This window comes from Paenibacillus sp. Soil766 (genome assembly GCF_001428105.1).
Classification (GTDB): domain Bacteria; phylum Bacillota; class Bacilli; order Paenibacillales; family NBRC-103111; genus Paenibacillus_E.
In genome coordinates this window covers 297,669-313,393 of the sequence record NZ_LMSJ01000001.1, presented here as the reverse complement: position 1 = coordinate 313,393, position 15,725 = coordinate 297,669, and the positions used below count along the sequence as shown (strand labels likewise).

Sequence of the window (15,725 nt, the reverse complement as noted above, 5' to 3'; positions counted from 1 at the left end):
TGAATATCCGTAGATGTCTCTTTACATTGTTTACGATGAAAAGTGCTCTTGATTAGAAGATTTCTTCTATCAAGGGCACTTTTCTGTTTATTATTGCTTTTGCGCATAGATATGAGGTCTAGGGTAGCATACTAGTAAAAATTGACAAGGGATTCACGCTTCAAAATATAGATATACAAACTTGGGAGGTTATTAGTGATGAAAAAAAGAATGCTTCAAAGTCTTATTTCGCTGTCCGTGGTGGGACTGGCTCTAACAGGATGCGGCGCAGCGCCGTCCAAAGATCAGGGGACTGCAAGCGCAAGTCCAGCTTCAACGGCACCGACGTCAACAGCCAAAGGAGCGCCTACCGAATTAGTCATTTCTACATGGGGCTTCTCGGATGATTTCTTTAAGAAGGAAGTTTACGCGCCATTTGAGAAAGAGCATAACGTCAAGATCGTTCTGGAGATTGGCAACAATTCCGAACGTCTGAACAAAGTGAAGCAAGGCAGCAGTTCCAAAGTGGATCTCATCTATTTATCCGATTACTATGCGCAGCAAGGTATTGAAGCTGGACTCTTTGATAAGATTGATCGCAGCCGTATTCCGAATTTGAAAGATATCTACGATTTGGCAAAGGCTCCGCTTGGCGAAGACTATGGTCCTGCCTACACGATTGGTCGGTTGGGAATCGCCTATAATCCGAAGGCAACAAGTAAAGAAATCAAGTCGTGGAGCGACTTATGGAGTCCTGAGCTTGCGAAGAAACTGACATTGCCAAACATCACGTCGACAACAGGTCCAATGATCCTTGATGCGGCATCGGTCGTTGCAGGCAACACAACGTTCAATGCGGATCAAGCTTTCGCCAAGGTGAAAGAACTAAATAAAGGCGTCGTCAAATACTACGGCCAAACTTCCGAATTCGTGAACATGTTCGCGCAAGGGGAAATTGCAGCTGGGCCAATCATGGAAATGTATGTGAAGGATTTGAAAACGGCTGTGCCGGAAACCAAGTTTGTTTCCCCGACTGAAGGGGCATACGCTGTCATGAATACAGTTAATGTGATCAAAGGAAGTAAAAATAAGCAGTTGGCTGAAGATTTTATCAACTGGCATTTGAGCAAAGAAGTACAAGAAAAATCAGCGAAAGCCAAAATCGATTCACCTGTGAATACGACACTTCAGCTCTCGGCAGATGAGGCGCAAGGTATTACTTATGGAACAGAAGTCGTGAGCAAGCTTCGCAAATTGGACATGAAATTCGTGAATCAAAACCTTAAAGGTTGGATTGACCGCTGGAATAAAGAAGTCACTCAATAGTTGAAGATTGAACAAGGGTATATGTTTGTGGATATACCCTTGTCTGTATGAAATGGAAGGGGGTTTATCATGACAAAGAAGGTCATCCTTGATGTTGATACAGGCATAGACGATGCGCTGGGCATTTTGCTGGCGGTTGGCAGTGGGGATATGGAAGTGCTAGGTATCACTACGGTGAACGGCAATGTGTCACTTGACCAAGCTACCTTGAATACCTGCAAAGTTCTGCAGCTGCTGGGAATGGAACAGCAGATTCCGGTTATTAAAGGGGCGAATAAGCCTCTGCTGCGCACGACTTATTTTGAGCATCGCGTTCACGGCAAGGACGGACTTGGCGGAGCCTTAAGTGATATGCCGGTGCACACGCAGGCGACTGCTGGACATGCGGTCGATTTCATCATCGAGCAAGTGAAGCAGCACGCAGGTGAAGTCACGCTTATTATGACCGCGCCGCTGACGAATCTGGCCATGGCCGTTATGAAATATCCGGACTTGATTCATCAGGTCCGCGAAGTGGTTGTAATGGGCGGCGTTGTCCAAGGTTTCGGTAATGTGACGCCGACAGCGGAGTATAACATGTACGTCGATCCAGAAGCAGCGAAGATCGTGCTGCATGCGGGATTCCCGGCCATAACGCTCGTAGGCTTGGATGTGACCCGGAAGGCGCTGCTGACAGAAGAACATATCCGCTCGCTCGGAGATACGCCGATTGGCCGCTATGTCAAGGAAAGCACAGCAGATTACATGCAGCGTTATCAAGAGCGCAATGGTGTGCGGGCTTGCGCCCTTCACGACCCGCTTGCAGTCGGGGTGGCGCTGAATAAAGAGCTGGTTACCACTCGCCATTATTACGTAGATGTAGAAACCCGAAGTGAGCTGTGCGACGGGCAAACGGTCTGTGATTTCCAGAACCGATTAGCCAAGCCTGCTAACGTCCATGTGTGTATGGAAGTGTCCGCCGAGGCCTTTCTCGACCAATTTATCTGCGCACTGCGCGCCTAGCGAACCCAGGAACAGGAGTAAAGCTACATGAAAAAAACGTATTTATATTTACTATTGCTGCCGGGATTACTGTTCCTGACGGTTTTCATGGTGGTTCCGATCCTTCTTACGATAGGTTCAACCTTTTTCAATAAAGGCAGCTTCACATTAGCCGGTTACTGGAGTTTCTTCAAGGACCCTTACTTTCTGAAAATTTTATGGACGACCCTGCGTGTTAGTGTGGTCACAACCTTGCTATGCATCCTGGTGGGCTTCCCGGTTGCCTATTTCATCTCCAAGCAAAGCCCAAGGCAGAAGGCGATTCTGCTTGCCTTAGCGATTTTCCCACTACTCACCAGCTCTGTTGTTAGGTCGTTCAGTTGGATGATTATTTTGGGCAAAAAAGGGCTGCTGAATAACGCGCTGATCGCCATTGGCTTGATCAAGGAACCGCTCGATATCTTGTACACGCCTGCTGCGATGATGATCGGTCTGGTCCATTTATTCCTGCCGCTCATTATTATTACCTTGGTCGGTGTTCTTGAGAATATAGATCCGGATCTGCTGAAAGCGGCGGAAAGCTTGGGAGCGGGTCGCTTCACGGCTTTCGTCAAAGTCATCGTGCCGCTTAGCGTACCCGGATTAATCATAGGAAGTATTCTAGTCTTCGTGGGCAGTCTGACGGCCTATACGACACCAGCTTTGCTCGGAGGCAAGCAGCGGGTTATCTCCACATTCCTATATCAGAACGCGATTACGCTGAATGATTGGTACCTCGCCTCCGTTATTGCGGTAATTATGATCGTGATTACTTTTGTGGTCATCGCGCTGATGAATAAACTGGCTGTTAAATTGAATCCGAAGGGGTAGAAATATGCGGGAGAAGAACCGAGGGCTGGCCGTATTTACGCTTCTTGTCTATCTATTTTTGCTCGGGCCGCTCATCATTATTGCATTTGCATCATTTGAGCCAGGGAGTATCTTGAAATTCCCGCCGACAGGCTTCTCTTTAAAATGGTACCGTAACATCCTGGACGTCAAGATGTTCATGTCGACGTTCAGCACTTCCATAATCGTATCGCTGCTCGGTAATTTATTTGCGTTGCTCCTGGGGATTCCTGCCGCTTACGCATTAAGTCGGTTTACGTTCAAAGGGAAGGAAGCGCTCAATGCGATCTTCATTTCACCTGTGCTAATTCCTGGTATTGTGCTTGGTTTTACAATGCTCAAGTACCTGATCGTGGTGTACCACCTACCGATATATGCGGCGCTGCTGGCTGGACATACAGTCATTATGCTGCCTTTTATTATTCGGGTTATTGCTTCAAGCTTATCGAATTTCGATTTTGCAATTGAAGAAGCCGCGTTAAGCTTGGGCAGCAGCCACTTGAAGACCTTCTTTAAAGTCGTTCTGCCAAATATCAAATCCGGAATTATTGCGGCAATTTTGATTGCATTCTTGGAATCTTTTAATAATGTGGACATTTCGGTCTTTATGACGGGGCCTGGGGTCAGTACGTTGCCTATTCAGATGCTGACTTATGTGGAGAATCATTTTGATCCGACAATTGCTGCTATTTCTGTGCTGCTGATGCTGTTCACAGCTGTACTTATGTTCATCATTGAACGGTTGATGGGTTTATCCTATTTCACCAAACGATAACGGAGGCTTGTATCCATGGCATTGCTATCACTGGAAAAAATTTCGGTTGCCTACGACCAGCACTATATTCTGCAGGATTTCAACTTGAGTGTTGAAAAAGGGAGCCTGATCTCGCTGCTTGGTCCTAGCGGATGCGGGAAAACAACGACCTTGCGACTTATCGCAGGATTCATCGAGGCGAAATCAGGCACTTTCTCATTAAATGGAAAAGATTATACGCGTGTTCCTGTGAATAAACGCAATTTTGGCTTCGTTTTCCAGAGCTATGCGTTATTCCCTCATTTGTCGATTTACGATAATGTGGCTTTCGGCTTGCGCTTGCGCAAAGTGGGTGGGGCGGAGCTGGATCGCCGCGTGCGTCACATTCTCGATGTCGTCAGCTTATCCGGCTTCGAGAAGCGTTACCCTAAGGAGCTGTCGGGCGGTCAAAGACAGCGCGTCGCGATTGCGCGGGCGCTCGTCATCGAGCCGGAACTGCTGCTCTTTGACGAGCCGCTGAGTAATCTCGACGCGAATCTGCGCGTCAACATGCGCGTGGAGATACGCCGTATCCAACAGGAGCTGGGCATCACGACGGTGTATGTGTCTCATGATCAGGAAGAGTGCTTCTCGATCTCTGATAAAGTAGCGATCATGAACAAAGGTATTATTGAGCAGTTAGGCGCTCCGGCGACGATATTCAAATATCCGAAGACGGAGTTCGTGGCACGGTTTATCGGGTTTACGAATTTTATCACCTTCGAGTCACGGTTTGATACCAGGGAAGAGATTGCCCTCAAGGTGAAAGAATATATGTTCGCTGTAACAAAGCATGCGAGTAAAGGCGAACAGCTAGGCAAGCAAGGAGCTATCCGTCCGGACGATGTCGTGATGGGAAAGCTGGATGAGCTGGATGCAGGGGCCAATCGCGTGAGCGGTCGCGTCAAGGTTAGCACGTTCCTCGGGCGAAGCTATCAGTATGTGATTGAAACGGAACTCGGTTCCTTCACCGTGAATAAAGAAATGGAGTTTCCCTATGTGAATGGGGAAGAGGTCCGGCTTTATTTTCCAGGTGAGAAATTAGTAATCGTTGAGTAGTGGACTTGGAGGTGAAGACAGATGCGCATTGATGTTCTGATTGAGAATGTCCAGATTTATAACAGTTATTTTAAAACATTTATCCATGGCAACGCAGCCATCCTGGATGGTAAATTTTTATATATTGGCAAAAGAGGGACGGAAAGTTTCGAAGCCGCGGAACGTTTAGACGGAAACGGCCGTTACATGATTCCAGGTCTTATCGATATCCATTTGCATATTGAAAGCACAATGGTGACGCCGGAAACGTTCTCCTACGGACTCATTCGTAATGGGGTCACAACCATTGTTCCTGAACCTCACGAGATTGCCAACGTCTTCGGGCGGGATGGGGTCAAGCAGTTTATGAAAGCTAGTACAGATTGTATCGCGGACATGTTCTACGCCATCCCGAGCTCGGTTCCAGCGACATCCATGGAAACGACAGGCGGCGAGATTCATATCGCCGATTTGGACGAGCTGCTGCGTACGGAACGGATCATCTGCCTGGGTGAAATCATGAATTTCGTTGATGTTATCACAGACCCCGATTGCAAAACAAATCAAATCATCAACCATGTCCGTGCCAACTATCCCCATCTCATTATTGAAGGGCATGTGCCTAAGCTGTTGGATTTGGACCTGCACCGGATGATTTACAGTGGGGTCGATTCGGATCATACGCATCAGTCAATTGAGGGCATGGAAGCCCGGATCGCTGCGGGTATGTTCATCGAAATTCAAGAAAAATCAATGACGGATGAAGTCATGGCTTATTTAATCCAGCATGATGTATCCGAGCATTACTGCTTCGTTACCGATGATGTGATGGCTGACTCCTTCCAGCGCCGCGGGCATTTGAATCATATTGTGCGCAAAGCAATCGGCATGGGTATGAAGCCCGAGCAGGCCATTTATGCCAGCACACTCTCTCCAGCCAAGCGGATGCGGATGTATGACCGCGGGGTAATCGCCCCTGGCAAGATAGGCGATTTCCTGCTGCTTTCCAATCTAGAACAGCTAACGATTGAGCAGGTTTTCAAGGCGGGGCGTAAAGTTTACGATGTGGAAGAGGCTTATACACCAATCATCAAGCCTCCGGCTTTCCCTGCGCATTATTATCAGAGCGTGCAGATGGGGCCTTTAAAAGAAACGGATTTTGTTGTCAGTATAGAAGAAGCTGACGCTGTTTATACGTGCCGCAAGATGATGGTGAAGGATGGTTCTACATTTACAGAAGAACAGCACGCTCAGGTTGAAGTTCGGCAAGGGAAGCTGCTATGGCAGGAAAGCGGCAGCGCACTCATTGCTACGTTCGAACGCTACGGGAAGAATGGCAATCGCGCCTACGGGCTGATCGGCGGCGATACGATCAAGCGGGGAGCCATCGCGACGACGTACTCCCACGACAATCATAACTTGCTCGTTGTCGGGCATAATCCCGGCGATATGCAGCTTGCCGCTAACGAAGTGATTAATAATCAAGGCGGTTTCAGCGTGGTGGAAGACGGCAAAGTGATCGCGAACCTCAGGCTGCCAGTGGGCGGCATCTTAACGGAAGAGCCGCTGGAGCAGGTAGCTAAGGAAGTGGAACAGCTCCGCAAAGCTATGGAATCGCTGGGCTACCAGCATTATAATCCCATCATGTCCATCAGTACGCACTCCTTACCGGTAAGTCCGGCTTTGAAAATTACGGACTTCGGTTTAATCGATGTGAATCAGGGCAAGGTAGTCCCGCTTATTATTCAATAGAGCAAATGATCAAGGAAAATAAAGATCGTTAATGGAAAATAGAGTTCGTTAGTGGATGTTTACTTTTGTGAACATTCACTTTTTTAATTTCTACGGGGTTATTTAATTAGTATTGAATATTTATGGAAGAGTAGAGTTTAGTTAGGTAAAAAATAAGATTGTTATATTTTAAACTTTTTCGTTAAATCCTTCATATTCGGTGGCCTATGGAAGCTCTATAATGATGACATAATGAGAGCCTTTGGCCGATTGAAGGAGGAATTTCTAATGTTTTCTGATAAAAGTATCTTTGTCAAAGATTATACTCGTCCTTCCAATGAGGACAGCGCAGCAGGCATTCGCGAAGCGATTGATAAGGCTATTGCTGTGGGAGCGGAGAGGGTCGTGTTTGAACCAGGGAGATATCGATTAGTTTCCAGTAAGCTGCTGCAGACCGAGGGAATGGTGCATGATGCAGGAAGCGGCGCTCAACTAGCCAAAGAATGTCATCTTACAATTAAGGACGCTAGCGGTTTAACACTGCAAGGTGCGGTCGGAGAAGACGGCGAACCTGCAACCGTACTGGCCGGTTTCAATGATGGGGCTATTCATGGGTATTTGCCATCCATCCTTTGGTGCGAGAATAATGAGCATCTGTCACTTCAGAATCTAGCGTTTACGAGAGAGCCTGCTTACGCATCCGCTGGAGTCGTTATAGATCACACGGATCATTCGATTACGGTTGAGGTATTTGAGGGCAATCCATGCTACGAGGGAATGGGGACTTACTGTATGAACCGATTGGACCCTGCAACAGGGGCACTGATTGGGGAAAGTGTTACCTATGGGGGTGGCGCTGACGCAGGTTGGAAACAGATTGGTGAACGGACGCTAATCCTGAACAGCGCAAGCGTCGCTGCTAAGGTTCGACTTGGCGAGCATCTTTCCTGGCATCAAGGAGCGCAAACGGATTTCCAAACGTACTTTGCAAGATGTAATCATCTCGTGCTGAATAATCTGCGTGTGAGAAATGCCAATGGCTTTGCCATGCTAGCAGAAAGCTGCCGCCATATTACTGCAGATCGCGTCGTTTTCAAACCGGATGGGAACAGATTGTTTACTGCACCACGAGATGCTTGGAAGCTGTTTAAGTGTGGTGGAAACATTGAAATCAGCGGGATGTATGTAGAAGGCGTTAGAATGGATGGTCAAAATATCCAAAGCAACTGGTTTTTCTTTGAAAGTAGGCTCTCAACTCGGGAAGCACTGTTCTTCGGGAAGTATACATTCGCGGCTTTGCAGCCAGGCAGCAACATTGAATTCTACAATGGTGAGCATATGGAGAAAAGAGAGATTGCCCGTTGGTCGCACGAAGGGAAGAGAGTCGGTGGTCATCTCTATCGCATTCAATTCACGCAAGATATTCCTGACTATGCCGCGGAAGGATCTCTGTGTGCAGCCGATTATTGGGAAGCTGAGAGCTACACATGCTCACATTCAGCGTTCGTCAACATCGCAGGCGCTGGACATCTTGTCAGGAATGATCACGTCCTGATTAAGAATTGTACGTATCGTAACACGATGAATCCGGGGATACTGCTTGGTGCGGAGCTGCCGACGCATGCGGAGGGAGGACATGCTACGAATATTCGAATTGAGGATTGCGAGTTCGATCATTGTGGATTTTACCCGCGATATGGGGCTGAGGGATGCATAGGTATTAAATCCGCAGGCTTCGAAGGGAAGCATAATCGACAGATCACGATTACAGGGAATCTCTTCAAGAATTCAACAATTGGTATTCATGCCATCGACGCTGATGAAGTCGTGGTTAAGAATAATCGCTTCATGCAAATAGATAAGCCCCTGGTTGTTAGTCCAGGCATTACGGGTACAATTGAATTTGAATAACATACATAAAGAAAAGGACCTGAAGCTAATCTTCAGGTCCTTTTCTCATAAATCAAGGATTTACAACCGGCTGATGGGAATGCTTGTATTCATTAGGCGTTATGCCCGAGTATTTTTTGAATAAGGTACAGAAATACGAGTAGCTGCGAAAGCCGACTTTGGAAGCCAACTCATAATTCCTGTATTGTCCAGTCTGCAAGTAGATCTTGGCTGTTTCCATGCGCTGCTCCAGAATGTAGTCTACGATGGAGACGCCGACTTCTTTCTTAAACAGATGCCCTAAGTAAGACGGGCTCAGCTTTACCTTGAGTGCGATCGACTCCACATTGAGATCATCGCTCAAATGAGATTTGATGTACTGAATTGCGGAGGAAAGCTCATGCCGCAAATGAAGCGATTGCGTGCTTCGTTTCCTAATTTCGATAAACCGCCCTATCACAGTTTCGAGCGCGCGATGAAAAGAGGTCTCAGCCTTCAGATTAAGTGGATCGAGGGGATTAATCTCGTGGCCCCCAGCAGCATGAAGCTGTTCAAGTAACTCCAACCAATTTTTCGCTGTGGAAGGATCGGGCTTATACAGGAGAAACTCATTCCGCACGATCGTAGCCCACTCCTGATAAACAGGTTCTTCTTGATGTTTGATTAGTTCCTCTAGTCGGGTACGCAATCTACTTAGTGTCTTATCCGGAATTGCATGGAAAGGCAGAATTTGATCGATGAACATAGGATCAGCTGTTTCCGAGTAAAAGTGATGCAAGCGATATGTCAATGTATCCATGTACACGGAACGAAGGGAAGAAATAGTCGTAAAAGGCCGACTAATAGTTACTAAGAGCCGTAACTTTAAGTATTGCTTGAGCGGGGTGGACAGCTTGCGAATAAATAAGATGATACTTTCCTTTATTATACTGCTATTCGTTGGTTGTTGGCCTGTCAGAAGCAGAATGAACCGTCCGAAGCTAACAGGGAACAGCTCGAATCGACAAGGGAAATCGACTTGTGCACATTCTCGAACAATCTCCAGCATACTGAATTCAATTAAAGATCGGTCTTTGATCGGATAGCGCTGCTCGAAATTGGTAAGTTCATCAACGCAGCATTCCATTAACATGTAAGAGGGCTGAATTAAGTCGATACCAAGCTTCTCCCCGCGGACTACGATTTCCTCTGGTTTCGCAAGCAAGGAAGAGAGGATATCCTCATAAAACTTTTGACGAAGGGGGTACTGATAATTTTGTACTAGCACTTTATAGCTTTGTTCACTTGTCGTTAATCGATACGTCTTCTCAAGCTCCTCACAGGCTTTTGCTAAGGCTGTTTTAAGCTCTTCTGCTTCAATTGGAGACTTTAGAATATAGCCGTCTGCGCCACTGCGAATCGCTTCTTGAGCGAAAGAAAAGTCCCGGTGAGCGGTTAGCATAATGCAGCGCACATGGGGGACATCCTTTTTCAAATGATGCAGCAGTTCCAATCCATCCATCAGCGGCATTGTAATATCAAGTAATACGATGTCCGGCTGCATGGAACGACAGCTCTCCAAAGCTTCCACACCATTCTCGGCCTCGCCAACGATGACATAACCCCATTGTGCCCAAGGAAACTGTGTACGAATATACTGCCTTGCCATCGGCTCGTCATCCACGATCAAGATGCTCTTCATTCGGTTCTGCCCCCAATCTGATTAATAGCTTTGTGCCTTCTTCCTGCGTGCTCTCTAAGTGAATACGATATCGGTCTCCGTACATCATTTGAAGTCTGCGGTGAACATTGACAAGACCAATACTATGTCCATTTTTATTTTCCTCAGCTGTAATCTCTTTACCGTTAGCGGAATGGCTATTCAGCCGATCCATTAGTTTCGATATTTTCTCAGTGGACATGCCCTTGCCGTTATCTTCGATCATGATGTCCCAGCCATCTGTCCCGACAGTCGTGCCTATGAACAATACACCGTCTTTATGATCTGGCACTAGCCCGTGAAAAATACTATTTTCCACCAAAGGTTGCAGCACGAACTTCGGCAGCTTCCGCTCTAAAGTGAGTGGATCAAGATCCATATGAAAGGAAAATTTACCTGGATATCGGATATGCATCAAATCAACGTAACTCTCTAATGCTGTTATTTCCTCTCGCAATGTCACAGGACCTGGACTTGTTTTTAACGTGTAATCCAGTTGTGTCGTCAGGGACGATACGAGTTGATCAACCTTGTTATATTCGCCGGAGCGGGCAGCCATGCTGATGGAATTCAACGTATTAAATAGAAAGTGCGGTTTGATCTGTGCTTGAAGTGCAAGAAAGTCAGATATCTGCTTCTGCTTCTCAGACTGCTTCAGATTAGCAATGAGTTCGCGAATATGAGCCGTCATCCGGTTGAAATGCTTGGCGAGAAGCCCAAGTTCATCCTGACGGTTTAGCTGAATGGAGGTGTCCAAGAGCCCGTCACTGACAGCATTCATCGAGTCGGCAATCTTACGAATAGGTCTACTAATCAGAATGGATATCGTATAAGCCATCGCAATAGATAATAGCAATGAGACTAAACCGAGTGCCCAGGTAAAGGAGAGCGTTTTTTGCAAAGGCTTCAGCAGTGCTGTTTTGTCAAGTATCCAAACAACATCCCAACCGAGCGCAGGATTGGTCACTCTTGTAAGGACAAGACTTTGGCCATCAGCGGTTTGCTGTTCGGATTGTTTCCATCCGCCTTCGAACCACTCATCTTTGAGTCCGATTAGCTGGTACGATTTATTGAACACATTGTATTGCGAATAAGGCGGTCTTCCGAAAACAGGCCGGTGCAACCGATCAAGTAAAAGGATTTCCCCCGTGATTCGATTAGAAGATTGTGACTGCAAGGATTCATAGAGCTTAGCTAGATAGAGATCGAGCAGTATGATTTTGTCACCGTCCGTAGAAGGAAGCTTCATGGCAGCCGTCACGGTATAGTTGGAAGGCAGTGAAAAGTAAGGGCCGATCCAATACACGATTCCACTTAGCTTAATTTGCGCTAGTTCCTTGGAAAGTGTAGGTGTATCCAAAAGTGCCCATTGCACATAAGAAGTGCTGGCAGCCATCTTACCTTGTTCAAGCAAATGAATATTGTACACATTGGGCATATAAGGCAGCAGACTGTTGTTAAACCAGCGAATGATTTCCTCGCTTGAGCCTTGTTGGAAACGACTGTCAGTACCTACGGTAATGAATAAATTTCGAATATTTTCGAGTGTAACATTTAAATAATCGTTGGATTTGTTAGCAATCTGATCGGCGTATTCATACTGCGCCTCCAGCAAGGAATCGGAAGAATGCCGATAATACCAGTAACCTAACAAAACGATTATCGATTCCACAAGCAAGAAGGAGATAACGAACACTTGGACTGCGATACGACGCTTCATAGAAGTCCTCCTAAACGATCTTAACTCTTATTATAATAGCTTTCCGAGCGAAAGTTAGTGTTATCTGATACTTCGTTGAATATTGAATCATTTTAATAAATTTTGAATGCAGATGAGCGATTAAATGAAGTGATAATGAGGATGTTGTTGTATTTTATTTGAAAATAGGGGGAATATGATGTACCAGTCATTCAGACGTATGGTTTTCTGCTTTCTTGCCCTCGTACTACTTATGTCTTCAGGGTTAAGTGGCATTTTTGAGGCTTATGGAGCTGACACAGCTTACGCAACAGAATCTGTGCAGCAAACGATCATTATCGATAACGATAATGAAGGGGCGCCTAATATCGCAGGTGGATTTCCCACAACGACCAAGGGCTACTTCAGCTCAGGCATGCTGGGGGGCGGTTCCAAAAGCACACTAGCTTATGCAAAGGGTGCTCAGAATGCTAATACAAATACTGCTTATGCAACCTACACACCATCCTTAAGCGAGCAAAGCTTTACAATGGGAACATATCGAGTGTCCGTATGGATCGTCCAAAGAACGGCGGCATCCGCTCGACTAATGACCGAGGTGTATCGGAATGGTGAGTCGACGAAGTCGGCTTATGATAATGCGGCTCCGGCTGGCGGTTGGGTAGAGTTAGGCATCTTTGATTTTCAAGCAGCAGGGGAGGAATATGTGAAGCTTTCCAGAGATCCGGGAGGCCCGACAGGTTATTTCAACTCGGATTCGGTAAAGTTTGAGAAGCTGCCATCGCGGATTCATACGCTTCGTGATTTGCAGGTTGGCTCCACATCTATATTTCAGCCTACAGTGACTTCCTATACGTATTTAGTAAGCAATGCCGTACATGAGATTACGATTACTCCGACTGCTACTGATCCTTCAGCAGAGATTAGAGTGAATGGGGTGGTGGTGAACAATGGGTCTTCAAGTGAGTCCATTCCGTTAATAATCGGAGATAATGAGATTCCTATCGATGTTCAAGCGGTAAATAGCAGCTACACTCAGCGATACACGGTTGTTGTAAAACGTTCAGCTGGTAACAACACGAATGTGACATTAAGCGATTTGCAGTTGAATGGGGTTCCATTGCAGGAGTTCGACCCTAGCGTGACTTCTTATACGTATACGGTTCAAAATGCAAGCTCATCCATTACCATCTTGCCTATATCAGCTGATACCGCAGCATCTGTGAAGGTGAACGGAACCGTAATCAGCTCAGAACAACCGATATCTGTAGATTTAACAGTTGGCAATAACGAGATTGACATTGTGGTGATAGCCCAAGATCCAGCTTATAGCCAGCACTATAGGCTGAATATTTATCGTCAGAAGGCAGACGCAACATTGAAAAAACTGCAGATCAACGGACATGAGCTAACAAGAGGCTACAACGTTACGCCTGGACAGAACCAATCGCCGGGATTTGAGCCAGACGTAATCACATATTCCTATGAGGTCCCAAATGGGGAGAATGAGCTCATTATAACGGCTGAAACAAGTGATTTGAACGCAGTTCTTTTCGTGAATGGTGCCCAAATTAGCAGTGGTACAGACTCAATGTCAATCCTGCTAGTACATGGCGTTCAAACCATTCAAGTTGAGGTGCAAGCAGAGGACCGTTCCTATAAGAAGCAATATGACATTACGGTGGGCAACGGGAATCATACACGCGGAAAGCCTGTGAGGACTACTCAAGAATACTATTTGACGCCGGGCAAGTATGCGGTGGATGGCGATGGAGCTTCGGTATGGCGAAATGTGTTGGCAGATGGCACACCTTATGTCTGGTTGGAGGTAGATTTACTCCGCAGAACCTCGTTTAATCGGGCAGTGGCTGCTTTTTACAACTACACAGATATGCAAAGCTTCAAAATTCAATACTCGGACGACGGCTTGCAATGGCAGGACGCCTATATCAGCCAAGCCAAGCCATCCTCGATTGAAAACGTCAGCTTTCCAGAGGTGACCGCTAGGTACGTGCGGTTTTATGCGGACAAAGCAAAAGATTTCGTGTTTACAGGGTTATATTCCTTTGAAATATATGGGGCTACGCCTCCAACAAACGTACCGGGGGAAAATTACGAACGGTTATCAGGCATCACATTATCGAACGGTCTCATTTCATTTGATCCTTATTCAACCGATTACACGATCGTTACAGATCGAGACATTACGTTAACACCGGTGAAAGGCGCGGAGGGACAGACGTTAAAAATAGACGGCCAAAGTCAAAGCAACCTGCTAGTCTCCAAGGAGTCCTTATTCGGTGGAGTTAGAACAGTACCAATCGAGGTTACTTCCCAGGATGGAAGTCGCAAGCTCGTTTATCGATTGCATATCGAATTAGTACCTTCAGTACCGGGTTCCGGCTATACGCTTGCTTTTGAGGATGAATTTAATGGTTCCGCTCTGAATAACGATCAGTGGTACTATCGCATAGGAAGTAATGCGTATACCGATAATAAAAAAGAAAACGTGTCTGTATCGGATGGCTTTCTAAGAATTGCGTTGAAAAAGGAGCCTGCTGGCAGCGGTGGAAGGGCTTATTCTGGGGGTGGCATTATTACCAAGCCGCTTTTGGGATACGGCTATTATGAAACTAGATTTAAGCAATGGAATAAGGAAGGGTTTCACAGTTCCTTTTGGATTGCAGGCTTGAATCAGCGGGTAACGGTTCTCGATGGGGATCAGCTCTATTCCCCGACAACGGATTATCAGGTAAATGAAATCGACGGATTTGAGATTGATACTTCACACCCCGATGGAGTAATGACCGCAGGTCATTACTGGTGGCCCGGAGATGCGCATTTGACATATGTGCCTTATACCACCTACAGCGAAGTGGACTCCTCTGATGGCTTTCATACGTACGGAATGGAATGGACACCGACAAAGATTAAATTTTATGTGGACGGTAAAATGTTCAGAGAAGAATTCTATCCCGGACCGCATGGAGCGGGGACGCAAGGGAGAGGTCAGCATTTATGGTTGACATCTTTGGTGTATAAGCTTCCTGTTGCGGATGACCAATTGCCTGCGGAAGTAACCTATGATTATTTCAAATTTTACACGAAAGATTATGGTTTGGACGCACCTCTTGATGCAGTTATCGTAGACAACGGAGATCCTAGCTACTCGGAAACAGGCACATGGTCTTCCACAACAGACGCTTTCGGCTATGACGATAATGACACCAGATTTACAAGGACTGTTGGCGATCAAGTGAATTGGAGTAAGGCTCTTGAAACAGAGGGGAACTATGAAGTACGGATATGGAATCCGTCCTTTCATAACAGTACAACGCAAGCCATGTACACTGTGCAGCATGCGGGGGGCTCGACGTCCGTCATGATCGATCAGAAGATGGGAGGCCAGCAGTGGATCTCGCTTGGTACTTATCACTTTACGCAAGATGAGGAGGCGACCGTTACGATGACTGCCATGGATACAGCGTACCTGCGTGCAGATGCGGTGATGTTCGTTCCAAAGGCAAATGATCCTACCAACCCCGAACCAGGCGCTGGGCCTGCCAAAAAAGACAAAGACAAAGACAAAGACAAAGACAAAGACAAAGACAAAGACAAAAATAAGAACTAGAGAAGACGAAGAACAGTATGATCTATCAGGTTCGAAAGTCGAATAATGAAATAATGAAGTTTTTTACGAA

General features: G+C 46.3%; 10 protein-coding genes. 8 read left to right on the top strand and 2 right to left on the bottom strand.

The genetic code is table 11. The annotated features are described in order from the left end of the window. The first annotated feature begins 198 nt into the window (after window positions 1-198). From ASG89_RS00970 to ASG89_RS00940, 7 genes are all read left to right on the top strand, one after another. Window positions 199-1,305 carry an ABC transporter substrate-binding protein gene (locus tag ASG89_RS00970; protein WP_057308432.1) on the top strand — a complete coding sequence of 369 codons (1,107 nt, stop codon included), beginning with the start codon at window positions 199-201 and terminating at the stop codon, window positions 1,303-1,305. A gap of 69 nt (window positions 1,306-1,374) precedes the next feature. Next, window positions 1,375-2,307, top strand: a complete 933-nt coding sequence (locus ASG89_RS00965; protein WP_057308431.1) for a nucleoside hydrolase — start codon at window positions 1,375-1,377, stop codon at window positions 2,305-2,307. A 27-nt stretch (window positions 2,308-2,334) separates the two neighbouring features. After that, the gene (locus ASG89_RS00960; RefSeq protein WP_057308430.1) at window positions 2,335-3,156 is read left to right on the top strand and encodes an ABC transporter permease; all 822 of its coding nucleotides are present in this window, start codon (window positions 2,335-2,337) and stop codon (window positions 3,154-3,156) included. A 4-nt stretch (window positions 3,157-3,160) separates the two neighbouring features. Continuing rightward, entirely contained in the window at window positions 3,161-3,949 is a 789-nt protein-coding gene (locus ASG89_RS00955; RefSeq protein ID WP_057308429.1) for an ABC transporter permease, read from the top strand. Window positions 3,950-3,964: 15 nt separating this feature from the next. After that, on the top strand, window positions 3,965-5,026 hold the full coding sequence (locus tag ASG89_RS00950) for an ABC transporter ATP-binding protein (RefSeq protein WP_057308428.1): 1,062 nt from the start codon (window positions 3,965-3,967) through the stop codon (window positions 5,024-5,026). Window positions 5,027-5,047: 21 nt separating this feature from the next. Beyond that, entirely contained in the window at window positions 5,048-6,757 is a 1,710-nt protein-coding gene (locus ASG89_RS00945; RefSeq protein WP_057308427.1) for an adenine deaminase C-terminal domain-containing protein, read from the top strand. A 267-nt stretch (window positions 6,758-7,024) separates the two neighbouring features. Beyond that, window positions 7,025-8,647: a right-handed parallel beta-helix repeat-containing protein gene (locus ASG89_RS00940; protein WP_057308426.1), complete on the top strand. Its 1,623-nt coding sequence runs from the start codon at window positions 7,025-7,027 to the stop codon at window positions 8,645-8,647. Between the two features lie 52 nt (window positions 8,648-8,699). On the opposite strand, the gene ASG89_RS00935 is transcribed toward ASG89_RS00940, so the two are convergent. Continuing rightward, entirely contained in the window at window positions 8,700-10,307 is a 1,608-nt protein-coding gene (locus ASG89_RS00935) for a response regulator (protein WP_057308425.1), read from the bottom strand. Further along, the gene (locus ASG89_RS00930; RefSeq protein WP_057308424.1) at window positions 10,282-12,045 is read right to left on the bottom strand and encodes a sensor histidine kinase; all 1,764 of its coding nucleotides are present in this window, start codon (window positions 12,043-12,045) and stop codon (window positions 10,282-10,284) included. The genes ASG89_RS00935 and ASG89_RS00930 overlap by 26 nt, the downstream gene beginning before the upstream one ends. A gap of 175 nt (window positions 12,046-12,220) precedes the next feature. On the opposite strand from ASG89_RS00930, the gene ASG89_RS00925 reads away from it, so the two are divergent. Next, entirely contained in the window at window positions 12,221-15,655 is a 3,435-nt protein-coding gene (locus ASG89_RS00925) for a cadherin-like beta sandwich domain-containing protein (protein WP_082592529.1), read from the top strand. Window positions 15,656-15,725: the final 70 nt, after the last annotated feature.